The sequence below is a fragment of the Sinorhizobium fredii USDA 257 genome (assembly GCF_000265205.3).
GTDB classification, from domain to species: domain Bacteria; phylum Pseudomonadota; class Alphaproteobacteria; order Rhizobiales; family Rhizobiaceae; genus Sinorhizobium; species Sinorhizobium fredii_B.
Map to the genome: position 1 here is coordinate 4,461,497 of NC_018000.1, position 22,750 is coordinate 4,484,246.

The 22,750-nt window shown below is 61.5% G+C and carries 25 protein-coding genes and 1 pseudogene; 7 read left to right on the plus strand and 19 right to left on the minus strand.

Annotation, left to right across the window (positions count from 1 at the left end; translation table 11 throughout):
* Window positions 1-56: 56 nt before the first annotated feature.
* Window positions 57-320 carry a hypothetical protein gene (locus tag USDA257_RS20855; RefSeq protein WP_014764947.1) on the minus strand — a complete coding sequence of 88 codons (264 nt, stop codon included), beginning with the start codon at window positions 318-320 and terminating at the stop codon, window positions 57-59.
* 377 nt (window positions 321-697) lie between these two features.
* Between USDA257_RS20855 and USDA257_RS20860 the strand changes: the two genes are divergently transcribed.
* A complete protein-coding gene (locus USDA257_RS20860; RefSeq protein ID WP_014764948.1) occupies window positions 698-1,330 on the plus strand; it encodes a TerC family protein in 633 nt (210 codons plus the stop codon).
* A 238-nt stretch (window positions 1,331-1,568) separates the two neighbouring features.
* Here USDA257_RS20860 and USDA257_RS20865 read toward each other — a convergent pair whose 3' ends face one another.
* Window positions 1,569-4,055 (minus strand): mechanosensitive ion channel family protein, encoded by a 2,487-nt coding sequence (locus USDA257_RS20865; RefSeq protein WP_014764949.1) that lies wholly within the window; start codon window positions 4,053-4,055, stop codon window positions 1,569-1,571.
* Between the two features lie 403 nt (window positions 4,056-4,458).
* Between USDA257_RS20865 and USDA257_RS20870 the strand changes: the two genes are divergently transcribed.
* From USDA257_RS20870 to USDA257_RS20880, 3 genes and pseudogenes are all read left to right on the plus strand, one after another.
* On the plus strand, window positions 4,459-4,941 hold the full coding sequence (locus USDA257_RS20870) for a hypothetical protein (protein ID WP_014764950.1): 483 nt from the start codon (window positions 4,459-4,461) through the stop codon (window positions 4,939-4,941).
* Between the two features lie 3 nt (window positions 4,942-4,944).
* The gene (locus tag USDA257_RS20875) at window positions 4,945-6,174 is read left to right on the plus strand and encodes an HlyD family secretion protein (protein ID WP_014764951.1); all 1,230 of its coding nucleotides are present in this window, start codon (window positions 4,945-4,947) and stop codon (window positions 6,172-6,174) included.
* A gap of 16 nt (window positions 6,175-6,190) precedes the next feature.
* A pseudogene (locus tag USDA257_RS20880) lies at window positions 6,191-6,517 on the plus strand (SulP family inorganic anion transporter); the annotation flags it as partial.
* A gap of 49 nt (window positions 6,518-6,566) precedes the next feature.
* Here the strand turns inward: USDA257_RS20880 and USDA257_RS20885 are convergent.
* The 3 genes from USDA257_RS20885 to USDA257_RS20895 form a co-directional block, all read right to left on the minus strand.
* Complete coding sequence (locus USDA257_RS20885) at window positions 6,567-7,034, minus strand: GFA family protein (RefSeq protein WP_014764953.1); 468 nt, start codon at window positions 7,032-7,034, stop codon at window positions 6,567-6,569.
* 110 nt (window positions 7,035-7,144) lie between these two features.
* Window positions 7,145-7,705, minus strand: a complete 561-nt coding sequence (locus USDA257_RS20890; protein ID WP_014764954.1) for a DUF924 family protein — start codon at window positions 7,703-7,705, stop codon at window positions 7,145-7,147.
* Between the two features lie 236 nt (window positions 7,706-7,941).
* Window positions 7,942-9,717: an SLC13 family permease gene (locus USDA257_RS20895; RefSeq protein WP_014764955.1), complete on the minus strand. Its 1,776-nt coding sequence runs from the start codon at window positions 9,715-9,717 to the stop codon at window positions 7,942-7,944.
* 329 nt (window positions 9,718-10,046) lie between these two features.
* Between USDA257_RS20895 and USDA257_RS20900 the strand changes: the two genes are divergently transcribed.
* Window positions 10,047-10,325 carry a hypothetical protein gene (locus USDA257_RS20900; protein ID WP_014764956.1) on the plus strand — a complete coding sequence of 93 codons (279 nt, stop codon included), beginning with the start codon at window positions 10,047-10,049 and terminating at the stop codon, window positions 10,323-10,325.
* Window positions 10,326-10,357: 32 nt separating this feature from the next.
* Window positions 10,358-10,651, plus strand: a complete 294-nt coding sequence (locus USDA257_RS20905) for a hypothetical protein (protein WP_014764957.1) — start codon at window positions 10,358-10,360, stop codon at window positions 10,649-10,651.
* Between the two features lie 91 nt (window positions 10,652-10,742).
* Here the strand turns inward: USDA257_RS20905 and USDA257_RS20910 are convergent, their stop codons facing one another.
* From USDA257_RS20910 to USDA257_RS20920, 3 genes are all read right to left on the minus strand, one after another.
* Window positions 10,743-11,081: a DUF1515 family protein gene (locus USDA257_RS20910; RefSeq protein WP_014764958.1), complete on the minus strand. Its 339-nt coding sequence runs from the start codon at window positions 11,079-11,081 to the stop codon at window positions 10,743-10,745.
* Entirely contained in the window at window positions 11,074-11,325 is a 252-nt protein-coding gene (locus USDA257_RS20915; protein WP_041414479.1) for a hypothetical protein, read from the minus strand. Before USDA257_RS20915 ends, USDA257_RS20910 begins: the two co-directional genes overlap by 8 nt.
* Window positions 11,326-11,445: 120 nt before the next feature.
* Window positions 11,446-12,264, minus strand: a complete 819-nt coding sequence (locus tag USDA257_RS20920; protein WP_014764960.1) for a membrane protein — start codon at window positions 12,262-12,264, stop codon at window positions 11,446-11,448.
* Window positions 12,265-12,597: 333 nt separating this feature from the next.
* Between USDA257_RS20920 and USDA257_RS34405 the strand changes: the two genes are divergently transcribed.
* Window positions 12,598-13,440, plus strand: coding sequence for a glycosyltransferase family 2 protein (locus tag USDA257_RS34405; RefSeq protein WP_080605653.1), 843 nt, complete (start codon window positions 12,598-12,600; stop codon window positions 13,438-13,440).
* A 160-nt stretch (window positions 13,441-13,600) separates the two neighbouring features.
* Here the strand turns inward: USDA257_RS34405 and USDA257_RS20930 are convergent, their stop codons facing one another.
* The 11 genes from USDA257_RS20930 to USDA257_RS20975 form a co-directional block, all read right to left on the minus strand.
* Window positions 13,601-14,071, minus strand: coding sequence for a hypothetical protein (locus USDA257_RS20930; protein ID WP_048657421.1), 471 nt, complete (start codon window positions 14,069-14,071; stop codon window positions 13,601-13,603).
* Window positions 14,072-14,097: 26 nt separating this feature from the next.
* Window positions 14,098-15,309, minus strand: a complete 1,212-nt coding sequence (locus USDA257_RS20935; protein WP_014764963.1) for a hypothetical protein — start codon at window positions 15,307-15,309, stop codon at window positions 14,098-14,100.
* Window positions 15,310-15,433: 124 nt separating this feature from the next.
* Complete coding sequence (locus tag USDA257_RS20940) at window positions 15,434-16,783, minus strand: tail fiber domain-containing protein (protein WP_014764964.1); 1,350 nt, start codon at window positions 16,781-16,783, stop codon at window positions 15,434-15,436.
* 7 nt (window positions 16,784-16,790) lie between these two features.
* On the minus strand, window positions 16,791-17,237 hold the full coding sequence (locus USDA257_RS20945) for a GNAT family N-acetyltransferase (RefSeq protein ID WP_014764965.1): 447 nt from the start codon (window positions 17,235-17,237) through the stop codon (window positions 16,791-16,793).
* Window positions 17,234-18,847 (minus strand): hypothetical protein, encoded by a 1,614-nt coding sequence (locus USDA257_RS20950; RefSeq protein WP_014764966.1) that lies wholly within the window; start codon window positions 18,845-18,847, stop codon window positions 17,234-17,236. The genes USDA257_RS20945 and USDA257_RS20950 overlap by 4 nt, the downstream gene beginning before the upstream one ends.
* Window positions 18,844-19,446 carry a phage adaptor protein gene (locus USDA257_RS20955; protein WP_014764967.1) on the minus strand — a complete coding sequence of 201 codons (603 nt, stop codon included), beginning with the start codon at window positions 19,444-19,446 and terminating at the stop codon, window positions 18,844-18,846. The genes USDA257_RS20950 and USDA257_RS20955 overlap by 4 nt, the downstream gene beginning before the upstream one ends.
* Window positions 19,443-20,039 (minus strand): phage adaptor protein, encoded by a 597-nt coding sequence (locus USDA257_RS20960; RefSeq protein WP_014764968.1) that lies wholly within the window; start codon window positions 20,037-20,039, stop codon window positions 19,443-19,445. Before USDA257_RS20960 ends, USDA257_RS20955 begins: the two co-directional genes overlap by 4 nt.
* The gene (locus USDA257_RS20965) at window positions 20,036-20,359 is read right to left on the minus strand and encodes a hypothetical protein (protein ID WP_014764969.1); all 324 of its coding nucleotides are present in this window, start codon (window positions 20,357-20,359) and stop codon (window positions 20,036-20,038) included. Before USDA257_RS20965 ends, USDA257_RS20960 begins: the two co-directional genes overlap by 4 nt.
* Window positions 20,356-20,532: a hypothetical protein gene (locus tag USDA257_RS37215; protein ID WP_014764970.1), complete on the minus strand. Its 177-nt coding sequence runs from the start codon at window positions 20,530-20,532 to the stop codon at window positions 20,356-20,358. The genes USDA257_RS20965 and USDA257_RS37215 overlap by 4 nt, the downstream gene beginning before the upstream one ends.
* A gap of 66 nt (window positions 20,533-20,598) precedes the next feature.
* Window positions 20,599-21,594, minus strand: a complete 996-nt coding sequence (locus USDA257_RS20970; RefSeq protein ID WP_014764971.1) for a DUF5309 domain-containing protein — start codon at window positions 21,592-21,594, stop codon at window positions 20,599-20,601.
* A 158-nt stretch (window positions 21,595-21,752) separates the two neighbouring features.
* On the minus strand, window positions 21,753-22,706 hold the full coding sequence (locus USDA257_RS20975; protein WP_014764972.1) for a hypothetical protein: 954 nt from the start codon (window positions 22,704-22,706) through the stop codon (window positions 21,753-21,755).
* Window positions 22,707-22,750: the final 44 nt, after the last annotated feature.

The following is a 22,750-nucleotide window of genomic DNA, read 5'->3' on the forward strand; positions in this document are numbered from 1 at the left end:
CTCAAGACCGCGGCGGCGGAAAAGCGCCGCCGCTCGTTTATTGGTGGCTGTTTTCTTTACTTGACCACAACGGACCCGTTAACGATTTCGATTGTCTCATCACCTTGGAGACCGATGTGATCGCCGCTCGGCGCGGTCACGAAGCAGCCGCTTGGGCAGATCATTTCCGTAGCGCCGGAATCGACGACCACTTCGATCCGGCTTTCCCCCTCGACAATTACCAATATGGCGGATTGCCCATCCTTATTGGTCACCATCGCAGCATTCGCACCGCCGGCGACGAACGTGCCGCAAAGCAAGGCAGCAACAACTGTTTTCATGGCCTTCGACGCGCTACCCGCGCGCCGCCCCTTTGGCCGGTCACCCTTTCGCCCGTGGCAAAACTACCGGCCACCCCCTTCAGCCGACGCCAGCCCAAACGGTGGCGGGTGAATTGCATGCTTTTTTACAAGAGAAGTGCTGAATACGCGCTGAATGGAATATCGAGCGGCTGTTCAGAAGCAATCGCGACCCTCACCCCGTGGGCAAGCCCAAGACAGGACGGGCGAAACGCCCGTTGCGACTGCGAATCGCCGTTCTCCGCAATATCTTTTGGGCGATATCTTCCCTGCCCCTTGATCCCTCGATTGTTCACGGTCTATGCGTTTGCAACGCCGGCCCGGCGTTTCGGGGATACAGGGTATAAGGATTACCGCCTATGGAGATTTTCACGTCCGCCGGACTATTGGCGCTCATGCAAGTTATCGTCATCGACCTCGTACTTGCCGGGGACAATGCCGTCGTTATCGGCCTCGCGGCAGCCGGTCTGCCGATAGAGCAACGCAAGAAGGCGATTCTCGTCGGCATTATCGCGGCCACCGTGCTTCGTATCGTGCTTGCGGCCTTCACCGTCCAGCTTCTGGCAATCATCGGGCTCCTCCTCGCCGGCGGCATTCTCCTGCTTTGGGTCTGCTGGAAAATGTGGCGTGAGATTCGTTCGGGCGGGCACGAAGAGGTTGGACTGGACGCCGCCAACGCGCCGAAGAAGACTTTCAGACAGGCGGCGACCCAGATCGTTGTGGCCGACGTGTCGATGTCGCTCGACAACGTCCTCGCCGTGGCGGGCGCCGCGCGTGAGCACCCGACGGTCCTCGTCTTCGGGCTTATGCTCTCCATCGCGATGATGGGCATTGCCGCGAGCTTCATCGCCAGACTGCTCGCCCGCTACCACTGGATCGCCTATGTCGGTTTGGCCATCATTCTCTATGTCTCTATCGACATGATCTATCGCGGCGCATTGGAAGTATGGCCACACGTCGCGCCGGTCGCCCAGGCCTTGGCCGGGCTGTAGCAGCGGCTTCTGACGGGGTGGCCTCGCGCCGCTTGCTCGTTTTTGTCACCATGTTCGGGAGCCGGTGCCGTGAAGGCGCCGGCCCTTACGGCAGCGGTAGCGAAGTACGGCGCCGACAAGCGTGGCAAGTCGAGCTGGTGATACAGGTGGCCGTGCCAGGCATTCCGGCACCCCTTGCCCGTCCGCACCCTTGCTCGCAAGCCTCGCCGGTGGCCACGATATTCGAGGATCATTCTTCTCAGCGGCTGCTGCTGCGCTTTCCAACGGACCGGCCGCGCGTCTCACTCTCCTCCGCCGGCATCTCCGCCTTATCCTCCTCAACCGCTGGGAACTCGACGTCGGACGGCGTTGCTTCCTCAGGCGTCGTGTCCTCTACCTTCACCGGGAACGGGGCACCGATCTCCTCGTCTCGGAAACGCTCGTAGATCGACACACGAATGTCGTTGCGGACATTGCCGGCCGTCAGCACGTCGGCGACATAGATGCGCAATTCGAAGGTCATGCGCTCGTCGCCGAAGGCGGTGAAGCCGACATTGGGCGCCGGGTTCTTGAGGACCATCGGATGGGCGGCGGCAATTTCGTGCAGCAGATCGATCACCCGGCGCGGATCGCTGGCATAGCTGAGCGTGACGGAGATCTCGGAGCGTCCAAGCTTGTTGCGGTGGGTCCAGTTGCCGACTGACGCGTTGATGAGCAGCGAGTTCGGCATCATGATCGACTGATGCTGGAAAGTCTCGATCTCGGTCGCGCGGACCGAAATGCGCCGGACGAAACCCTCGGTCGTGCCGCTAACGATCCAGTCGCCAACCTTGAAGGGGCGCTCGACAAGCAGGATCAGGCCGGAGACGAAGTTCGAGACGATGTTCTGCAGGCCGAAACCGACGCCGAGCGAGAGAGCACCGGCAACAAGCGCGAGGCTTGAGAGGTCGATGCCCGCCGCCGAAACGCCGATGAGCCCGGCGAGGGCGACGCCGATATAGCCGATGCCGGTGCGGATGGAATTGCGCACGCCGGCATCGACGCGGCTGCGCGCCATGATGTTGCCGTCGATCCAGCGCTGCACCCAACGGGTGACGACAAAGCCCAGCGCGAAGAAAAGCACGCCGGCGAGAAGGCCGACGAGCGAGATGGTAATCGTTCCGATCCTGATCTCGGTGACGAACCGATAGACCCACGACTCAATGTCGGCGATCTGGAAGCCCCATTGCAGCAGGATCAGCGGGATAAAAAACGAAAGTACCAGGGCATAGATGGCGAGCCCGGCGGCAAGGCCTACTTGGTCAAGTGCCACCTGCTCTAGATTGAAGCGGCGTTCGAGGTAGCGCCCTCCCATCGTCTCGGCGAAGGCGCCCTGCTTGGAAACCGATCTGCCGGTGAGAATGCCGATGTACATCGTCACCAGGATCGCGCCGGTGATGATGATTTGCGAGGCGATGAAGCGGGCGAGGCCGACATAGCCGGCGAGCGCAACGGCAATAAGCAGCGCCCCCATGAGGAGAAGCGAAATCCAGATGACCCGTGGCCAGGGCCTGCCCGGCGCGTCGAAGGCTTCCTCCGGCCTCAGCGTCGGCCGGATCCAGGCCATCGACATCAAGATGAGACCGATGACGATCGACGCAAGGAAGCTCTTGGCGACGGTCAGTATGACGGGAGAGCCAAGGGATTCGCTGATGCTTCCGGCGAGGTAATCGAGGATATTGACCAGCGCCATCACGAAGATTGAAATGAACAGCATTCTCGCGCCGCGATCCGAAACGCGCACGAGGCGCCAGTTCGAATGCCGTGGCGACAGCACGGCCTTGGCAAGGCTGGTCACGAAGAGCTGCGCAACGCCGACAGCCAGGATGACGGCCAGGATTGGCGCAATATCCGGCCGCAATACGTTGAAACTATTTAGGAAAAAGTAGCTCGACGCGGCAAAGGCGGAGGCCGACACCGTCGGGATCATGGTTGACCAGAACGCCACCGAAAGCTGCCTGAAATAGTTCGGCTGCTCCTCATCGCCGTCGTGCCGGAGGAAGGGCGAGAAAAGCCGGCGGCTGCCAGCCAGGAAGATCAGCGCAGCGCAGAGCGAGAGGAAGATCGCGGTGAGAAAGGGCACACGCTTGTAGTTCCAGGCAAATGTCAGCCAGCTGCCGACGCTGCGCGACAGCGCCTGGGTCTCGCCGATCGTCGTCGTAACCGCCTCGCCCAGCGTTGCCGCCGAGATTTCCGTGTGCTTCAGAAGCGTGTTCGAGAAGAGCGCACGCCTGGTCGCAGTGACGGCATTGGCAAGCTTCCTCGCCTCGACCGAGAGGTTCTCCGCACGACCCGTCAAGGCGTTTATCGCGCCGCGCTCGGCGAGCAGACCCTTCCTTTCCTCGGTCAGGATAGCGGCTTCCGGCGGTTGCCCCTCGCCGGGCGGATCGCCAAGTTCGGTAAGCCTCGCCTTGATTTCCTCCAGTCGGGGCCGCGTCGCGACGGTCGCGGCGAGAATCTGCCCGGAAAGCGCATCGACCTGCACCTTCAGTTCGGCGAGCAGGGTATCGTCATCCTTGGCACCCTGGACGCGATCGGTAAGCCGCTTGAGGTCGCGTTCGGCCTGGGCGAGCTGCTCTTCCGCCTGCTGCAACAATGGAGAACCAGCTGCTGCCCCGGCATCGTCTGCCTCACCTTGAGCCGGTTGAGCGGCCTGCGCAGGCTTGATTTGCGCGGCCGGCTGGGGCTGCTGCGAGGGGGCCTGCATCGCAGGCGTCGCCTGTTGCGGTTGCTCCGCTTGTTGGGCCGCCGCGGATCCTCCGCCGGCCAGCGTCAGCGCGACGAATGAGACAGCAATCAACAAAACGGTCAACTTTCCAGCGGAATGCAATTCGATATCCTTCGAAATCCGGGGGCCGCACAGGCGGAGTCGCCGAAGCGATCAGCTCGTCCGATGTGCATACGGAACACGGCAAAAAGATGCAAAGCCGTACCGGGGCGACGATTTCTACGTGAATCTCCGTCCGTTCACAATTATCACACCTCTCGGTCGTGCGCGGGACCGGCTTCAATCGGACCTTTATCGACGCATTCACCCAAAAGGGAGACTGGGAAACAAGAAAGAGGTATGATGAACTGCGCAATACCGCGGTCTGCGTGAGGGAACGTAAATGGCAGACTCGATGCATTCGGCCGCAGTCGATCATCTACCCATATTCATCACAGCACCGGGCGACACGGATATCCTCTTCAATGTCATGGTCGTGTTCGTGCTGCTGCTGATCCTTCTGGTCGGCGTCCTGTACCTCAGGCTGCACGCTCTGCCGGAGCATATGGCGCACGGCGCCAGCAAGGTGCAGTTGCAATTGGTGGCTGTTTTGTCGCTGATTGCGCTCTTCACGCACAATCACCTCTTCTGGATCGCCGCGCTGCTCCTGGCATTGATCGAATTTCCGGACTTTTCGACGCCCATGAGTTCGATGGCCGACTCGCTGCAAAAAATCGCCCATCGGGACGAACGGCTTTTCGAAACCGCGGCGACGGTACCTCCCGTCACGCCGTCAAAACCTCATCCGGCGCAGCCCGAGCACCAATGGGCACCGTTCGAACCGGAGCCTTCGCCGAACGACACCTTATCAGAGCGGAGGGGGTGAGCCATGCTGGAGTTCTTGATCTGTTCGATGCTTACGATCCTTCCGGATTTCCTCTTCCGACGCTACGTTCAGGGAAAGCGGATCGGGCGCGAGATCAATCTTTATTCGATGTGGTTCGAACTCAGATGGGGCATCACCGCCTGCGTGATCCTGACGGTGTCGCTGATAACCCTGATTTTCTACTATCATCCGTCAACAAAGAACGTCACGGCGGTCTTCCGTACGGTCACTATATTGCCTGAGAGAAATGGGCGGGTGGCCGAGGTCTTCGTCGGCACGAACGAGAAAGTCGCCGCTGGCGCTCCCCTCTTCCGCCTCGATAACAAGGAACAGCAGGCGGCGCTTGAAACGGCCCGACGGCGCGTCGCGGAAATCGACGCCGAAACGGCTGTCGCCAAGACCGAACTGGCATCGGCCGACGGCCTGATCGCGCAGGCAGAGGGCGCCTACCAGCAGGCCCTCGATGAACTGGCCACACAGGTCGAACTCAATCGGCGCAATCCGAACGTGGTGGCAAAGCGCGACATCGAAAGGCGCCAGGTTACCGTGAACGCTCGGAAGGGTGCACTCGATGCGGCCATTGCGAACAAGCAGACGCTGGAGACAAAGATCTCGACCCTGCTGCCGGCACAGAAGGCAAGCGCCGAGGCGACACTGGCCCAAGCTCAGGTGGAACTCGACAAGACCATTATACGTGCCGGAACGGCCGGCATGGTTCAGCAATTCGCCTTGCGGCCCGGCGACATCGTCAATCCGGCAATCCGGTCGGCCGGCATTCTCGTGCCCGATGATCGCCGCATAGGGCTGATTGCCGGCTTCGGCCAGATCGAGGCCCAGGTCATGAAACCCGGAATGATCGCCGAGGCGACCTGCATCGGCAAACCCTTCACCATCATCCCGATGGTCGTCACCGAGGTCCAGCAGGTCATCGCAACCGGGCAAATTCGCCCGACCGATCAGCTCGCAGACGTGCAACAAATGGCTAGACCGGGAACGCTGACCACATTTCTCGAACCGCTGTTTCTGGGCGAGTTCTCGGACATACCGCCGGGAAGCAGTTGCATCGCCAATGCTTACACCAGCAATCACGATGAGTTGCAGTCGCCCGACATAGGCACCTCGCGGTGGCTGTTCCTGCATATGGTGGATGCGGTCGGGCTCGTGCACGCGATGATCCTCAGGCTGCAAGCGCTGCTCCTGCCGGTGCAGACACTTGTTCTGACTGGGCATTGATCCGGAGGGCGTCCGAATGCCCTTGAACATCCCCCGACTGCCCCTTTTCGCCGGTCTCGACGGTTATCAAACGAGCGCCTTGCGCAGCGACGTCTCTGCCGGCCTGGCGATTGCCGCAGTCGGCCCGCCGAGCGCCATCGCCTATCCCGCGATCGCCGGCCTTCCGCCGGAAACAGGGCTCTACGCCAGCATCGCGCCGCTCGTCGCTTGTGCGCTCTTCGGCCCCTCACGGAAGCTCATCGTCGGGCCGGACGCGGCAACGATGACGGTGCTCGCCGCGGTCCTTGCTGCGATCTTTGCAACGCCGGGAGTAACGACCGACCGGGTCACCGTCACGCAAGCAGACCAGGTCTGCCTCGATAGGCAGCCCAGGTCCGCGTTGATAGAAAGTCTCACGCCTCCGGCTTCGCGGCCCATTCCGAATATTCTTGCAGCAGCCCTTCATAGTCTTCCATAGCCGGCACCGTCTCGTAGCTGTGAATGGCAGGCGTGATCGCCCACGGCAATTTCTCGCTCGTCCAGGTTTCGATGAAGGGTGTGAACCGGCCAGCGTCATCGAGCATGGTCGCGCGAACGTTTACGAACCAGTCCATTCCTTCGGGCCGCGTGAACATCCAACTCATGCAGTGCGGACAGAAATAATGGCGCGTCGCGCCGTGCAGCCCGCCGATCACCGGGTCGCCCTTGGTTACGGCGAAGCCTTCGCTGGGGACCGCGACACTCAGTGAGTAGGCGCTCGCCGTCATGCGCTGACACCCCGTGCAATGGCATGCCATGGTGAGCAACGGCGGAGCGCTGACCTTGATGCGCACTTGTCCGCAGCGGCACCCGCCTTCCCACGGCAGCGTCTTGATGCTCATGACCTTCCCTCCCTACGTAATCCCCATGGCGCCGTAAGTTCTCCCTCAGGCGTATAAAGGCGGCTGTACTTGTTTCGTTCAATCGGCTCCCCGTGATGACCACGCAGGATCTAGAATCCGGCGCCCGGCTGCGCGAGATATTCCTCCTCGGCCGGGGTCGAAATACGTCCCAGGATCGTGTTGCGATGGGGAAAGCGCCCGAACCGTTCGATCACCTCCCGGTGGCGGATGGCATAATCGAGATAGCCGGGATCGCCAAGCGCGGTAAATAGCTTCACCGACATCGTCTGATCGGTGAGGTTTTCGGAGTGCTCGAAGGGCATGTAGAAGAAAGGGCGCCATTCCGACGGCACCGCAATATCGGCGCTGGTACCGATGGCGAGCTTGGCTTCGCGCAACGCAAGGCAGTCGGTCGCATAGGCGAGCGGGGAGCCGCGATACATGTTTCGAGGCAACTGATCGAAGAGGATGATGGCGGCGAGCCAGTTGCTTGGTGTCTGGCGCCAGATATCGTCGAGGCTTCTTGAAAGCACCAGATGCGACGTCTGAAAGCGTTGCATGCACTGCTTATCGAGCTCGGCACTTGGCGTGAACCAGTGGTCATAGGAAAGCTCCGTGAACCAGAATTTCAACACCTCTTCCGGCGTGCAGATTTCCGCTACATCGCTCATGTGACCGCCTCTCCTGTGACTCGTTCTTCAGATAGGCGCCGATCTTCCGGTTTCCACTGTCGATCTTCAATGTCGTTCAGCGCCGCCTTGAAGCCTCGCCGCAACTTGCCGGCGCCAGCAATGCGACAACGCTTCTGCTCTCTCCTCAACGCGCCGCGTATTGCTGCGTCTTACATATGCCCCGATGCGAGATGGGTCTGCTCGGTCCGCCTGCATTGAAAAGTCGGAGTGGAATCCTACCGCAGCGGCCAGACCCACATCAGCATCGGTACGGCGACAATAATGATGACGATGGAGAGCGGCAGGCCGAGCCGCGGATAATCGCTGAAGCGATAACCCCCTGGCCCCATGACCAGCGTGTTGCACTGATGGCCGATCGGCGTCAGGAAGTCGGAGCCGGCGCCGATCGCCACGGCCATCAGAAACGCATCCGGCCGGTAGTCGAGCGCGGATGCGAAGCTCGCGGCGATCGGCGCCATGACCAGCACGGTGGCGGCATTGTTGAGGAAGGGGGTAACCGCCATGGCTGCGACCAGGATGAGCGCGAGTGCACCGGCCGGCGGCAGATTGACTGCCATGTCGCTCAACCAGCCCGCGATCAGGTCTGAACCGCCGGTCGTACGCAAAGTGTCGCTGACTGGAATAAGCGCCGCCAGCATCACGAGGATCGGCCCGTCGACGGCCCGATAAACCTCCCGCAGCGGGATGACCCGAAAGACCACCATGGCAAGCGCGGCTGCGAAGAAGGCGACCTGCACCGGCAGAATGCCGACCGCCGTCGCTCCCATGGCGGCAGCCAACACGAGCAGCGGCACGGGGGCGCGTCGGATGGTCCCGAGTAAAATGTCCCGCTGCGCAAGCGGCAGACAGCTGAAATCCTGGAGGAAGGCCGGCAGGTCCGCCCGCGTCCCTTGAAGGACGACGATATCGCCGGCCCGCAACCTTATGCTGCCGAGGCGCTGCTTCAGCCGTTCGCCCTGTCGGCTTACGGCTAGCAGGTTGATTTTATGATTGTGAAAGAGAGCAAGCCGCTCCGCAGACATGCCGATCAGTGGCGAGCCGCTGGCAATCACCGCCTCGATCGCTTCGATTTCGGTGCGCGCCGTCTCGGCGGATGTGGGCGATCGGTCGCCGGATATTTTCAACTTCGCCTGGGAAACTATGCGGTCGAGCGCAGCGGGCCCACCTTCGAGCAGCAGGATGTCCTCGGCCTCGATCACCACATCGGGCAGCGGCGCCAGATGGGTGCCACGGCGGAAGATCGCAATGACGACCGCGCCGCCGTCGCCGAGCTTCACGAGGCTGCTTAGCGACTTGCCGATCGCCGGTGAGCCGGGCGCGACCACCGCTTCGGACGTATAATCGGTGATCTCGATCGCCTGCTGCACCGACACCTGCTGGCTCTTTCGCTCCGGCACCAGCCGATAGGCGAAGAGCAGAAAGATCGCTCCTACCAGGGCCAGCGAGGCGCCAACGGGCGTGAAATCAAACATGCTGAAGCTCTCGCCGGTCAGGTCCTGCCGCATCCGCGACACGACGACGTTGGGCGACGTTCCGATCTGCGTCATAAGTCCGCCGATCAGCGAGCCGAAAGCCATGGGCATCAGGAAGACCGATGGCTGGACGCTCGAGCGCCGAGCGAACTGGAAGGCGACCGGGATCATGATCGCAAGCGCGCCGATGTTCTTGATGAAAGCCGAAAGCACCGTGACGGTGACCACGAGGAGCGCGAGTTGCGCCCTCACCGAGTTGAGATCCGGGAGGAAGCGCTGGATCGCCGCGTCGACGACACCGGACCGTGCCACGCCGGCGCTGACGATCAGCGCGCTGCCGACGATGATCACGATATCGTCGCTGAAACCGTCGAACGCATGGTCGAACGGTACGATGCCGACGGCGACCGCAAGCATCAGCGCCGAACAGGCAATGACATCATAGCGGAAGCGGTCCCAGATGAAGAAGACCATCATGGTGCCAATGACGAGAAACGAAAGAGACTGTTCGGCAGTCATGTACGATACCTGCGGCGGACTGGACGCGACACGCGCTGAGACGCCCGCAGGGCTGCAACGCGTCATTCCTTGAAAAGGTCCACGTTTCCCCGCACGCCGCAGCTTGCGTGTCCGACTGTCTAAATCGTCCAATCCGTCGGTTCTGCGCAACCGAAATGTTCAAGAATTTTCGCCAAATTGCCGTGCGTCACCAGGAATTCTGAGAAACCTCTGCCTCTCTTTGCTCGTTGCTGCTTCGGGAATACAATGGCGCACCAGTTAGACGTGCAAACAGCACCTGCTGGCGCCGCGCTCGCTGCGCCGTCGCGGCCGAAGCGGAGAACATTGCCATGAGGAGTGCCCTTCCCGCGATTTTCGCGGCTCTGATGATCGGCGCCTGCACCTCGTCACAAACCGTTGGCTATGGGCCCAACCTGGAGCCGATACCCGGCAGCATTACCTATGGCGGCCAGCCGCGCACCAAACTCACCAAGGCGCCGGTCGGCAGCACCGTGCCCCACCGCTTCTTCGACGATTTCGGGCGCCAGGTCTCGGAAACCTATATAATCGAACCGGATCGCTCGTTGCGGCTGACGAGCCGGCGCATCGACTACGATATCTTCGACTGACTCGGCAGGAACTCTGCAACCCGGAGATTGCCATGAAACACACACTTCCCACGCTCTGCACGGCCCTTTTGCTTGCCGGCTGCGAGATGACGACATCGTCTGTCGGCTACTCATACGGCCTTGAGCCCATTCCCGGCAGCATCACCTATGGCGGCCAGCCGCGTACGAAACTCACCAAGGCGCCGGTCGGCAGCATCGTGCCGCACCAGTTCATCGGTCCGTTCGGTCGTCGCGTTTACGAGACCTATGTGATCGAGCCGGATCGCTCGCTGCGGCTGGTCAGCCGGCGTTATCGGGATTTCCTTCTCTTCGACGACGACGACTGACCCGAAAGCAGACGTTCGAACCGGGCGTCGAGGGATAGATTTCCGACGGCACCGCGGCGTTCGCAGACCGCCGGCGCCCACACATACAAAGCTACGCTGCCCTGAGCAGCATGATTGCCCGTCTCGCCACATCGGCGAAGGTGACGCCGAGTGCCGCGCCGCCGATGCCTATGACGCCGAGCGCGCCCATGCCTATCAGCTTCCATTTGCGGACGTCTTCGGTCACCGGCTTCATCTCGGCGATCTCGTCTTTGACGAGCGTCATCGATCCCTCGAGCGTTCCAACGCGTTCGACGAGTTCGACCATGCGCCGGTTGATCGACGCCCGCCCGGCATCGGACCTGTCCTCGGACCGGCGGAAGTCCTCCCGCAGATTTTTCACCTCGGCAATCAGCGTCCCGAGCTGTTGGTGAACCGTGGCGTCAACCATCCTGGCGCTCCCCATGTCTCACGCATTCACTCTTGGCCCAGACGGACGCGGCGCAGAGGCCGACGACCGTCCGGTCTATCCTGCGCTGGTCTGCCGCCGTCGCACCGCGAGCCCCGACGAGGTCAGTGCCGACCACTTCGCGCAGGCCGCTGACATTTGCCGGCCCCGAAGTTCCACAGCCCGCCAGAAGCAGAGCAGGCATCATAGTCAAGGCGCTTCGCATCGGCGCTATTCGCTGCTTCATTGTTTTGCCTTTCGATTGAGTTGCGGACCGCTTGCGCACCATCCTCGCGAATTTGCAGCACGACCCAACAGAGGGCGGCCAGCACAAGCGTGCCGCCCAGTAGCCTGCCCCAGGGAGAACTCATCGCCCAAGCCCTATGGCTACCCGAACCGCCGGCATGGATGAAATTGCGTAAATTGCAAAGCCGACGATCGTCATCAGGATGGCGAGTTGTACGCGCCAGTCGAGCGCCACGAGGTTCAATTCCTTGAGCGCTGTGATGATGGTTCCACCGGCGGTCAACAGCCATGTCCAGAACCGCCCGGAACGGGCAACCGGCTTGCGCCGCAACTCGGGTCTCACCGTCGAGGACAGCACGTCCCCCGCCGATCCTGACGCCGCATCCGAGGAGCGAGAGGCAGCGAGCACCTCCTGGAGCACCGCTTCGAGCTTTCCAGGTTTCACCAGCGCCCTGTTGAGCCCGTCTCCGGCATAGTAGGACTGCCCGCGCTTCACCCGCCGCCACTCGCCTTCGCTCTCGGCAAGCACGGGAAGCGATGCCCATTCCATCGCCAGCCGCCGGCCGAACTCGCTCAGACTGATTTCGCCAGAAACGAAGCTTTCGAAGCCCCTGCGGTTCAGGAGATGAAGTCCCAAACTATCCTGCAAAGCGGGATCAAAGATCTGCTCCTCGTTGAGCCCCGGAATTTCCCTCAGGAGGCCAAGCAACGTCGCGCGCATGAATTGATAGCCGCCGGCGGCACTCGACCCATGCGCCCTCGACCACGTCTTCTGGGCCGCAATCACCTCGCCAAGCGTCATGGTGGTCAACGGTTTCGCCAAGGCATTCTGCTTGTGGGCATAAATCACATCATAGGAGGCGCGGTCACTGCTGCCGACTTCCGCTTCGCGGATGAAGCCGAGCAGAAGCGCCGCGCCGTGAGGCATGGTGTTGGTCATGTGGTTACCTTTGCTGCTGGGGAAAAGGATGATCGATCCCTTGGGAATTGAGAGTGGCGTATTCTCTTTCCGCGCTACTTGCTGTAGGGATGCCTCTTGTTGAGGCGGGGCATCTTTTCGTGGACAGGGTCCTTGTTACAGGAGCAAGCGGCTTTCTCGGCGGGCACATCCCACAGTTTATCTCGGAAGCCGAGGCTTCAGTGCATGCCTTGGGGCGGGCGCCATGACCGGGGCAACCGGATGTCGTGGGTGATGCTGGTGCGGATGTGTCCTGTTGCGGGTGGTGGCAACATTCTGTATGAGCAACACAATTCCAATCCCGAGACAATATAAATGGCGAAAACTAAAGTCGTGGTCGTCTTTCCCGTTTACAATGGCGAAAGAACCCTCAGCAGCAGTCTACAGTGCATCGCTGATCAGACATTTATAGATTTCGAAGCGATTATTCTCGATAATAAATCGACAGACGACACACTCCGCGTCGCTGAGCAATTTTGCAAAATGGATAGTCGTTTCTCCATTGTCCGAACAGAACAGCATGTGAGTGCGCCGGAGAATTTCGCTCGCGCTGTCCAAATCGGTGCAGCGCGTGGCGATTATTTCTGTCTGCGTGCATGTGATGACCATTCTTCTTTAGATTTCTTAGCGTGTCTGGTCGAGGCACTTGATCGCGACCCCACGAAATTACTTGCGGCGTGCTCGACAAAACTGGTTGGGCCGAACGGAAATCGAATCAAATCCCCAGATGATGCTATTTTTGGTTTCACCAAAGCGTATGTGTCCGGGCGCGTACCAAGAAACCTTACGTTTCCGGCAGAATGGATTTACGGGCTCTATAGGACCAGCGCGAAAGACATGCTGATGGCACGCTGGTTCGAACTGGGAAATCCTTGGTGTCTCGCATCCTATGTCGTATCAGAGCTTGTTGTTCGTGATTTGGTGGCGTACGTGCCCGGACCAACATACGACTTCACCGAAGGGTCCGGATCAGAGCAACGTTATGGAGCAAAGAGTCTCCGTGAAAAATTCAATCAACGCTTGAGCTATACTTTAGGATGCTACAAGTTAAGGAGGAAACTTCCAAAGGTTAGTTTCATCACAAGATTGAAGTTCTTGAGGATGTGCTGGAACGATGCGCGGCGAAAGACGCGTTACAAGATTTTTTGGATTTTTTAACAATACATCCTCTGACCAAAGCTTTTGGCTTCCAGCAGAGTATCATTGATCACCTGCAATACGGCAATTGAGGTTATCGCTCGGTCGTGCAGCAACGGTGGAAGGTCCCGACAACTTTGAGCTGCGCACAATTGCTGACAGCACATTGCAAGAGCGCGCGTTAAAGATCGAGCGCGACAGTCCACATCGCATCGATTTGCATGTCGGTTAAGCCGAGCGCCCGACCGACCATTGTTGTCAGCGGATGCAATCGGCTGAACGAGGTAGCATATTCCCACTCAATTTGCGCCCGATCCTTTTCTTGGCCGTCCGGCATCGCGTCAATGGCAGCCGTCACTTGGGTCGGAGAAATCCCTGCGTCGACGAGTCCGAGACGCAATTGCCGCGCCGAAAGCGAAAGCATGGAAGCGCGTATCTGTTCTGCCGCCGGCGGTGTGTGAGACTGGATTGGGAAATTCGGATTTTCGGCGAGCCACTTGCGAATGATAGGGTTCAAACCGAAGGTATCATCGGGTCTTGACAGATATTCGCCGTCGTAAGTTTGTCCGCTCATGTCGGTCAGGTTGATCGAGAGCTCGTAAACTTCCGGCTCCGCCGTCGCAAAGATCGCATGGACCTCATTGAGCGTCATTCTACAGTGCGTAGTGCTAGTCATGTCTATGCGGTCCTTTGAATGATAAGCCAATCAGACGTAGCGACAATCCCCCGCACACGCCAAGTACCTGAAAGCGCTGTGCCTGCCCCGGAATAGCCGCTTTGAACGTAAGCGTTGGTGCTGTACAAACAGGGGATAACTGAAGCTTGCCGCGCGGGGTTGGAGCCGTTCTGCGCCATCGTGAGGATTGTCCCGATCGGGAAGCTGGTATTAGTGGAGGACGTTCCGGTGTAAACCTCCGCTGCTATAAACCCCAACGCATGGGTATGGCTCGTCCCGCTGACAGAATTCGTCGTCGAGTTGGTGATGTCGGATGGCGTGCCCAGCGTCAGCGTGCGGTTTGCCGAAATCGCGCCGCCGCCGGTCAGGCCGCTGCCGGCGATCACCTGTATTGCATTGCTTGCAGGCGTGTAACCATAGAGCGCGTTGACATCGGCAGCAGCGAGATTTCCGGAATGCCAGACTGTGTTATGCGCCGCCACGGAGCTGTCGTAGAATTTCAGCGCGTCGATGCTGTTCACATTCGATAGGTACAGATAGTCTCCGGTCAAGTCATTCGCAACGCGAAGACCGTCACCATTCGCCGTGCCGTCGCGGTGCTGAATGTAGCCCTGGCGAGCCGTCGCCTTCCAGAAACCTACATAGGGGTCGCCCGTCGCCGAGCCGATGAGTTTGATGGCTTCGCTATCCGTAGTTACGGCGATCTGGGTGAAATCGACATAGGCGCCATCGAGTCGAGCTGAGGGTATCGTACCGGTCGTGAGATTCGACGCGCTGTTGGCGCCAAGCGTCACGCGCGCCGCAGCGGCATCCGCATCGTTGAGCACCGTCTGCGCAAAAGCTGAAACTCCGAGCGTCGTAAGTGCGGCGCCGGCGGTCGCATCATCCAGCAGTGTCCGTGCAAATGGCGTCAAAGCCGTCGTCGCATATGCGTCCGACGCGGTCGTGTAGATCATCTTGTCCGCGCTCGTTGCAAGACCAGCAATCGAAGCGAGCGCCGCGCTTGCGGCTTGAGCACCAAGTGCTGTACGCGCCGCGCTGGCGCTTGTGGCGCCCGTTCCGCCTGCGGTAACCGGCCGCGCGGCATTGGCGTCGGCGGTGAGGTCGTCGATCAGCGCGTTATAGGGCACGCTCTGGATCGTCGTGTTCGGCACCCCCTTGGTGCCGGCGGGTGGGGAATAGACTCCGCCTGTTCTTGGCAAGATAGCCTCCATGAAAAAGGCCTCCGAATGGGAGGCCGCTTAGCGATTGGAACGATGATTTGGGCGGACTGCCGCCCGTCACCTCCGCGAGACCAAATTGCGCGTCAGGCCGGATGCGCGTCTTGCCGCGATGCCTCTACTTCCGCCCCTCCCCCGCCGCGAAAAGCCGGCCGTAATCCACCCGGCGCATGCCGTCCGGCCCGCGGCTCACCACGTCCGGGTGGGTCTTTTCCACCTCCTGCGCCATCACGCCGATATGCTTCGGCCCGCCGGCGGGCTCGTCCTTGTAGCGGAACTCGTAGAGATTGTGCCCCTTGAGCCTGCCGACCTTCTCGACGTTCTTCTTGGCGCGGCGATCGGACTTCGGAAGGAAGCCCAGCAGAGAATCGAGCAGATTGCCGCCCGCCTGCTGCCGGGCGTTATAGGACGCCATCTGGTTCTGATAGTTCTGCTGCACCAGCCCGGCATAATCGACCGGCTGGATGCTCTGCCCCTGCGTCGGAACGAAATTCGGGTTCGTCACCTGGGCGCCGGAAAGCAGCGCAGAGATCTCGTTGATCGGCTGGTTGCGCTGCGCATATTGCTCGTTGAGATAGTTGGAACGCGCGGTGTTCTGCGCGTTGATCCGTGCTTGCTCCGCGTTGAAGCTCTGGTCTTTCAGCGCATTGTTGGCGGCCGTCACAGACTGGCTGTTCTGGTGCATCTGCTGTCTGGCATTGTTGCCGAAATCGGCGTTCTGCAGCGCCTGGCCGTAGGCCTGCGCTTGTGCCGCATTCTCGAAGCTCGCCTTCTGGCCGGCGAGATTGGCGAGCCGCGTCTGCTCCTGGCCGGCGTTCAGCACGGCGGCGATGCGTGCGTCGTTCGACGTCCGGTTCGCCTCGTCGATCGCCCTGTTGTAGGCTTCCGATCCCGGCTGAAGACCCTGGTTGGCGAGCCGCGTTTCCAGCGCCGAGCGGTCGCGCGCGAGTTGCGGGTTGAGCCTGGCCATCAGCGCATTCTCGTATTTCGACGTATCGAAGTCAGCCTCGTAGCTGCGGGTGATGTTGCCGGCATTGCCGACCGAGGTCTGAAGTTCGGGACCGCTGGAAAACTGCTGGTATTGCGGCAAGGCGAGCTTCGAAGGGTCGCCGGCGGCCGGGGCCTTCGAAATGTCCATCGGCTTGCCGAGCAGATCGTTCAGCCGGCTCGACTGCGCGGTGGCGAGCGTCGCGAGATTGAGGTTCGCCGAATCGTTCTGATCCTTTATCTTCTGCTGCATCTCCGAAAGCTTCTGGGTCGCCGTCGCCACGGGCAGATCATAGGCGTTCCCGCTCAGCGGATCGGTCCATTTTTGCGTCGTGTAGCTGTAGCTGAGGCTGCCGTCCGGCGTCACCTGGTTGACATTGCCCATGTAGCCGTTGGCAACCGCCGTGCCGACATTGGTCGCGGTCTGCGCCGCCGCCGTCGCCTTCGGATCCGGGGGAGTGGGCGCTTTCGATTTTCCCATAGAGCACCTATCGTTGATTGACGGGATGCGCCCGCCAGTCGTTGTCTGTCAGGGTGAAGATGATTTCCGCCTCCTCCCGCCCGCGAAGGCGGGGAATGCGGTGGCTCGTGAACCCGAAGCGCCGGGCGATCCCGACCATGCCGGCGTTCTCCTCCGAGACGCGCAGCACCGCCAGCTGGCAGCCGATCTCGTCGAAGGCATAATCGAACATGGCCTTCAGCACCGGCCGCGTCAGCCAGCGTTTGCTTGTGGCGGCGGCCGAAAGCTCGATCACGCCCGCTTCGGGTGAATAGTTGTGATAGACGACGCCGGCGACGAGCCTGCCCTCCTCCGTCACGCCGAGCGTGGTGAAGTCGGCAAAGCCTCTCTCGCAGCCGTCGATATGGGCGGCGACGAAGCCGGCGATCGCGTCGTTCTTCGCGGGGTCGCCCGCCCCGCCCCAGATGATGTTCACGCGCTCGCCTCCCCGGCCGCGACCTGCAGTGTGGCGAGGTCCACTTCGATGTCGAGTTTCACCGCGCCGCCGGAGGTGATGACGCAGCCGATCGCCAGCATGTCGCCGCTCGCGCGCACGTTCTGGCGGAAATCGTAGCGTAGCGCCTGCGATACGCCGTCCCAGCGCGCCACGTCCCAAAGGCCGACGTCCCATTCCGGAGAGGCCGTGTCGCCTTCCGTCACTCGATCAAACGGCGGCGCGGTCCGGTCGAAGTCGGCGCGGGCGAAGAGCTGCACTTTGGGCCGGATCTTGGCGCGAAAGTACATATGCGCCATTGTCGCCGCCGTCCGCTGGCCGAATTGCCCGGCCGGCGTGAACTGCGACAGATAGGTGGCCGCAAAGGCCAGCCCATCGTCGGTGCCGCCCGTGTCGCCTTGCCAGCAATAGCCCTCGCGCGAGCCGAAGAAGAGCCCGCCTTGCAGCGTCTCGAAGCAGTTGGCCCGCCAGTTGCTGATCGTCGCCCATCGCCCGCTCAAGACATTCAACACGAAAGTCGTGTCGCTGACGACGCTGTTGTCCGGAAAGGCGACGAAGACCAGGTTCTGCTCTACCCATGGCTTCAGCGTCCAGCCTGAGCCGGTTGCGTTCGCCGCTAGCCTCCAGTCGTCCTCTATCGGCCGTGAAATCGACACCTGGCTGAGTGCGGCACGATCGCGCTGAAACACCTGCGACATCGGCGTCAGCCCGTCCGACGTCGCAATCAGCACGTCACCGCCGACGCGGATCCAAGCATTTTTCCCAAGCGGCTTGCCGATCTGGTACACGCCCTTCAATGCGAAATCGCTGGCGCCCGAAGGATCCGAGCCGGCATAGACGGCGATCTCCCCTTCCGTCGAGACGAAGACGCAGAGATCGGAAAGGCCATCGCCGCTTTCGAGCGACCAGGAAAAGCCAGTGAGCAGCGAACCGCCTTTCTTCATCACGCCGCCGAGCGGAAACACGGCCGCAGCCCCGCCGATGGCGTTTACCGGCAGATAGTAAACGTCGAGCGTCGCGTTCTTGAGGAAGAACTCGCGGTTCTTGAACAGCCAGCCGTGGTTGAGCTGTGCCATGGTCGTGCTGTCGGAAAAGGTAATCGTCGGCGTCGTCGTCCAGACGCTGCCGTCATAGATGCGTCGCGTGTCGGCCCCGTTCAGGCAGACCAGAAAAGAGCCGCCGGCTGTGGTGTGCTGGAACGCGCACCAGTCGCCACCGTTCAGCCCGCTGACCGCCGCCGCCGTCGTCGCCGGTGGGGCTGCCGGCGCGGTCATATTGTGGATCGCGCTGGTCGTCGCCATGAACAGCTTTTCGTTGCTGCCGAACTTGTATTTGAAGGCGCTGCGGATGGCGCCCCCATCGGCAGCGAGTCCAACCTTCCGGGAGCCCCCGCGGATCCTGCAGCCGGCAAGCGTCGGCAGGAAGTTCACCAGCACCGTGGCCGAGCCCGGTGTCTGCGAGGCCATGTCAGCGGTCGTCACCAGTCCGCCTTTCGGCGCCGGGAAGGTCAGCGGCTTCGAGATCTGGAGTCGGCCGATGCTCGCCGGCCCGCGGTTGGTCTGCGGCAGGCGGCCGGGGCGAATAGTTGTCATGATGACCCCCTGTCCGCATTGATCTCCTGCAGGAGATCCGCCTCGAACTCGGCGAGGTTGTCCTCGAAAGCTAGCCCCTTCTGCCGCTTCCAGCGCCAGATCAGCCCTTTCTTCAGCAGCCGTTCGGGAAAAAGCGTCGTGTCGTCGTCGGCCCGGAACGTATCGCGCTCTTCGTAAGGGTCGCCGAGCACCCAGTTCTTCGAGAGATAGTCGATCGTCGCGCCGGCGGCCGTGGCGGCCGGCGAGAAGAGCATCTCCTTGCCGCGGAGGTGGCAATAGGGCTCCCCCGAGGCAACGCCGACGATCACGGCCCATTGCGCACCGTTGGTGACCGTCCGGAAGAAGCGGCCGTCCGACGCTTGCACCGCACCTCCGGGTGCCAGCCTCTGGTAGTCGGCGGGCAGGATCTCCGGCGACGCCGAGACGGCATGCGTCTTCAGCATCCGTTTCCAGTCGACGCGCCGCGCGATCTCGGCGCCCGCTTCCTCGGCCAACGCCACCATCGCCTGCGCGTTCGGATCGTTCATTCCGTAGACGCTGTCGAACCGATCAAGCGAAACGATGTCCGCGACTTCGTTGATTACGCTCAGCAGCGTCATGGCGTCAGCCCTCCGATGACGATTTCGCCATTGCCCCAGCGCAGGCGTTCGTCGGCAAGCCCGAGCCCGGCCATCGCCTGGCGTTTCAGCGTCTCGGCCGCGCCCGCCTTGGCGGCGTCGCGCTCCCAGACGGCGATCTCCTCGACGACCGCGTAGAGATAGACGTCCGGCGCCTTTTCGATCAGCCAGTTGCTCGGCGCCGTGGGAGTGAGCGGTGGAATCTTCGCGTAGTAGGTCAGGTAGAGATTCTCGCCGCCCTTCTGCCGCACCTGGATCGCACTGCCGACGATCGCGTAGCCAATCGACGCACCGCCGGAGGTGACGTGACCGCTCAGTTCCTGCAATGCCAGCGCCCGCAGCGCACGATGATCGGAGCCAAGCACCTGCCGCGCCTCCAGGAAATCGGCAGGCAGGGTGCCCTCGCCTTCGGCAAGCGGCATCGTCATCGTCTTCTCCATGTCGGCGACGCGCAGGACGCGGCTGAGTTTGAGTTCGGCAAGCGCGAGGAAGCGCGGGAAAAGATGGGCGACGTCATCGCGGCCGGAATAGTCGCCGGCATCGACGAGGAGCGACGCATAGTCGGATATTGTCATAGGTGTCCCTCGAAGCTGCGCCAGGCGCGATTGTCGCCGTCGTTGAGCCACCGCTTCACATAGCGGTCGTCGCCTTCGGAATGGGCTCGCACCAGGTTTTCGGAATGCGCGAGGTGGAGCGGGATCGAGGCGACTTTGGTCCACTCGCCGAAAGCATTGCCGGCGGTCGCATGGCGGGTGAATTCGTTCTGTCGGACGAGGTTTTCGACCGGATAGTCCGTCCGCCAATGGGTTCTGTTGCCGTCCTCCATCACCCAGACGGAGCGACCGGTGTGAAAATCGTAATCGAAGAGCTTCCAGTCGCCGTCGCGTACAATCATCCTTCGTCACCTGGAAGAGGATCGTTGCGCTCGGCTTTGCCCTGTGCGATCAGGATCTTTGCCGCCTTGACTGGCAAATCGAGTTCGGTGCCGGCTGGAATCCGTTCCTCGTCAATCGCCCAGGTATCATAGAGAAGCCTGACGGGTACCGTGGTCGTCTTTGTGTCTGCCATTCATTTCTCCCGAAAACAGGGACCGACGCGCAGTCGGTGCGCTTGAGCCGAAACTTGGAACCCGGGCTAGCTTGCGGAGCTCAATCCGAAGAGGTCGGCGGCAACGCCAAGACCCCGCTCGTTGTGTACCTTCAGGGTGCCCTCGCCGATGATGACGCCCTTGTCGGCATCGCCGGTCTTGGCGACGTCGCGGTCCTCCTGGATCTGGCGCAGCCACAGGAAGGAGAGCATGTCGGTGTCGATGAAGAAGGCGTTGCGGGCGACCGCGCCGTTCACCGCCTGTACCCGGTTCGGGTGGATCATCACCGTGCCGAACGGGCCCTCGTAGTAGTCGGCCGTCGCGACGATGGTGTTGCGCTCGCCGCCCTGCGACACCGCGTACCGGAAAGGCGCGACGTTGCTGTCGGACATGAAGGTGACGAAGACGGATTTGACATAGGGAGAGACAGAGACGTGACGGAAGTTGGCACCGTTCTGGTAGCCCTGCTGCATTACGGAATCGAGGATCGCCTTGGTGAAGGCACGCTGCGTGCCGTCGGTCGGCGCCACGGTCAGACCGGTGCCGATGTTGAAGCCGTCATTGGCGCCGCCGGCGCCCCTGGAAGCGTTGCTGACGATCCAGGTGCTGAGCGATCCGAATTCACGCGTACTGCCGGCGACCGTTGCGTTCGTGTCGATGATCGCGAACTCCACGTCCTTCCGAATTTCGACGCCCTTCTTCAGCTTCTGGTACTTGCGCTTCTGCACGTTGCCGGCCTCCGCCGTCACCTCCTGCGTCGCGGAGATGATCCAGTCCTTGCGCATGATCTGGGTATAGTTGCCGAGCCTTGTCGGCGGGGTGATTGCGCCGAAGGCGTATTCCTCGCCCTCCTCGCGAATATTGGCGCCGGGCGCGGCCAGTTCGTCCGTCTCCCATTCCGGGTGATAGGTCGTGCACTTGCCCTTCTCGATCAGCGAATAGATCGGTGTGTCTTCCGGGGTGATGCGCGACACCACATCGGAAAGCTCCTCGCGATTGCCGACGGCCTGCGTCGTCTGAAATGTATTGGTTAGAACTGCCATTTCCTGATCCTTCTATGATGATGAGACGCACCGGCCGCTCGGCCGAGGAGGCGCGGAAGCCGATTTTTGATGGGTTGCCTTTGCCGTGGGTAGCCGTTCTCGCATCCGCTACCCTCCGTCACGCAAGGGGGGCGCGGTCCACCCAGGTCTTCCTGTCGCTATTCGAAATCGACCGCCATCGCGTCGCGGATCGACCCGCTTCTCGCGAGCCGCCGCATTGCCTCGCGACTTTCACGCTGCTGGCGCTGTGCTTGGTTCTTCGCCTTCATCCGCGGCGCCGTGGCCGGTGCCACGGCCACCTTCTGCAAGGCCTTTGCCCTCGCTCGTTCCGCAAGAAGCCCGAGCCTGGCATAATGCGCGAGCTTGAAGAGTCGGTGGTCGACGACCTCGCGAACCTCCTCGTCGGAAAAGCCGAGTTCCCTCGCCGCCTCGAAAGCGTCTGCGAAGAAGGCTTGCCGCCCTTCATCCTGCCCGGTCTGCGGAAAGGCCACGAGGAGCTTGGCGTTCTCTGCCTCCAGCCTATCTTCACTCGCAGCGGCTTGAAGCTCCGCCGCAACGGCTGCCGATCCTTCGCCCAGCGCCATTACCCGCGCAAGCTGCTCCAGCCCCGCCTGGTGTACCGCCCACTGTCGCTGATAGGCCTCCGGATCGTGGAGCTTCAGCTCCTCCGGCGGCTCCGCGGGGATCTCGGCCGCGATCAGTTCCGCAACCGTGTTGGCCGTAGCCGCGACCCGGCTGCTCATGCTTTCGAGCATCCGCTCGCGGTTGGCGAGATCCTGAGTCTTGTGCCGGTAGTCGCGGTCACGCATGTAGCCGAGCTTCAATTCCTCGAGCGGAATTGCTTCCCCGCCCTCGAGCGTCACGATGATGTTCTCGGTTTCATCGGTTGCCTCCTCCTCGTCAGGAAAGATTGGCTCATCGCCTTCCCCGGCAGGATCATCCGGCTGGTGAACGTCGTCTATGGTCTCGCGGTCCCGGGCTTCTTCGTCCTCATCTGGCAGTTTGGCCTCGTGCGGCTCCCGGAAGTCGAGCTTGTCGAAGCTTGCGGGATCATGCGAGCCGACAACGGTTTTGCTCCCGCGGGTAGGCGGGTTGGCACTATCGTTCATCATGGAAAGACCTCTTGAGAGAATTTCGGCGTGCAAGTGCCGCTTTC

Coding starts and splice junctions, on each gene's coding strand:
- USDA257_RS20855 (WP_014764947.1), bottom strand. CDS start 320: ATGAAAACAGTTGTTGCTGCCTTGCTTTGCGGCACGTTCGTCGCCGGC.
- USDA257_RS20860 (WP_014764948.1), top strand. CDS start 698: ATGGAGATTTTCACGTCCGCCGGACTATTGGCGCTCATGCAAGTTATC.
- USDA257_RS20865 (WP_014764949.1), bottom strand. CDS start 4,055: ATGCAGGCCCCCTCGCAGCAGCCCCAGCCGGCCGCGCAAATCAAGCCT.
- USDA257_RS20870 (WP_014764950.1), top strand. CDS start 4,459: ATGGCAGACTCGATGCATTCGGCCGCAGTCGATCATCTACCCATATTC.
- USDA257_RS20875 (WP_014764951.1), top strand. CDS start 4,945: ATGCTGGAGTTCTTGATCTGTTCGATGCTTACGATCCTTCCGGATTTC.
- USDA257_RS20885 (WP_014764953.1), bottom strand. CDS start 7,034: ATGAGCATCAAGACGCTGCCGTGGGAAGGCGGGTGCCGCTGCGGACAA.
- USDA257_RS20890 (WP_014764954.1), bottom strand. CDS start 7,705: ATGAGCGATGTAGCGGAAATCTGCACGCCGGAAGAGGTGTTGAAATTC.
- USDA257_RS20895 (WP_014764955.1), bottom strand. CDS start 9,717: ATGACTGCCGAACAGTCTCTTTCGTTTCTCGTCATTGGCACCATGATG.
- USDA257_RS20900 (WP_014764956.1), top strand. CDS start 10,047: ATGAGGAGTGCCCTTCCCGCGATTTTCGCGGCTCTGATGATCGGCGCC.
- USDA257_RS20905 (WP_014764957.1), top strand. CDS start 10,358: ATGAAACACACACTTCCCACGCTCTGCACGGCCCTTTTGCTTGCCGGC.
- USDA257_RS20910 (WP_014764958.1), bottom strand. CDS start 11,081: ATGGTTGACGCCACGGTTCACCAACAGCTCGGGACGCTGATTGCCGAG.
- USDA257_RS20915 (WP_041414479.1), bottom strand. CDS start 11,325: ATGAAGCAGCGAATAGCGCCGATGCGAAGCGCCTTGACTATGATGCCT.
- USDA257_RS20920 (WP_014764960.1), bottom strand. CDS start 12,264: ATGACCAACACCATGCCTCACGGCGCGGCGCTTCTGCTCGGCTTCATC.
- USDA257_RS34405 (WP_080605653.1), top strand. CDS start 12,598: ATGGCGAAAACTAAAGTCGTGGTCGTCTTTCCCGTTTACAATGGCGAA.
- USDA257_RS20930 (WP_048657421.1), bottom strand. CDS start 14,071: ATGACGCTCAATGAGGTCCATGCGATCTTTGCGACGGCGGAGCCGGAA.
- USDA257_RS20935 (WP_014764963.1), bottom strand. CDS start 15,309: ATGGAGGCTATCTTGCCAAGAACAGGCGGAGTCTATTCCCCACCCGCC.
- USDA257_RS20940 (WP_014764964.1), bottom strand. CDS start 16,783: ATGGGAAAATCGAAAGCGCCCACTCCCCCGGATCCGAAGGCGACGGCG.
- USDA257_RS20950 (WP_014764966.1), bottom strand. CDS start 18,847: ATGACAACTATTCGCCCCGGCCGCCTGCCGCAGACCAACCGCGGGCCG.
- USDA257_RS20955 (WP_014764967.1), bottom strand. CDS start 19,446: ATGACGCTGCTGAGCGTAATCAACGAAGTCGCGGACATCGTTTCGCTT.
- USDA257_RS20960 (WP_014764968.1), bottom strand. CDS start 20,039: ATGACAATATCCGACTATGCGTCGCTCCTCGTCGATGCCGGCGACTAT.
- USDA257_RS20965 (WP_014764969.1), bottom strand. CDS start 20,359: ATGATTGTACGCGACGGCGACTGGAAGCTCTTCGATTACGATTTTCAC.
- USDA257_RS37215 (WP_014764970.1), bottom strand. CDS start 20,532: ATGGCAGACACAAAGACGACCACGGTACCCGTCAGGCTTCTCTATGAT.
- USDA257_RS20970 (WP_014764971.1), bottom strand. CDS start 21,594: ATGGCAGTTCTAACCAATACATTTCAGACGACGCAGGCCGTCGGCAAT.
- USDA257_RS20975 (WP_014764972.1), bottom strand. CDS start 22,706: ATGATGAACGATAGTGCCAACCCGCCTACCCGCGGGAGCAAAACCGTT.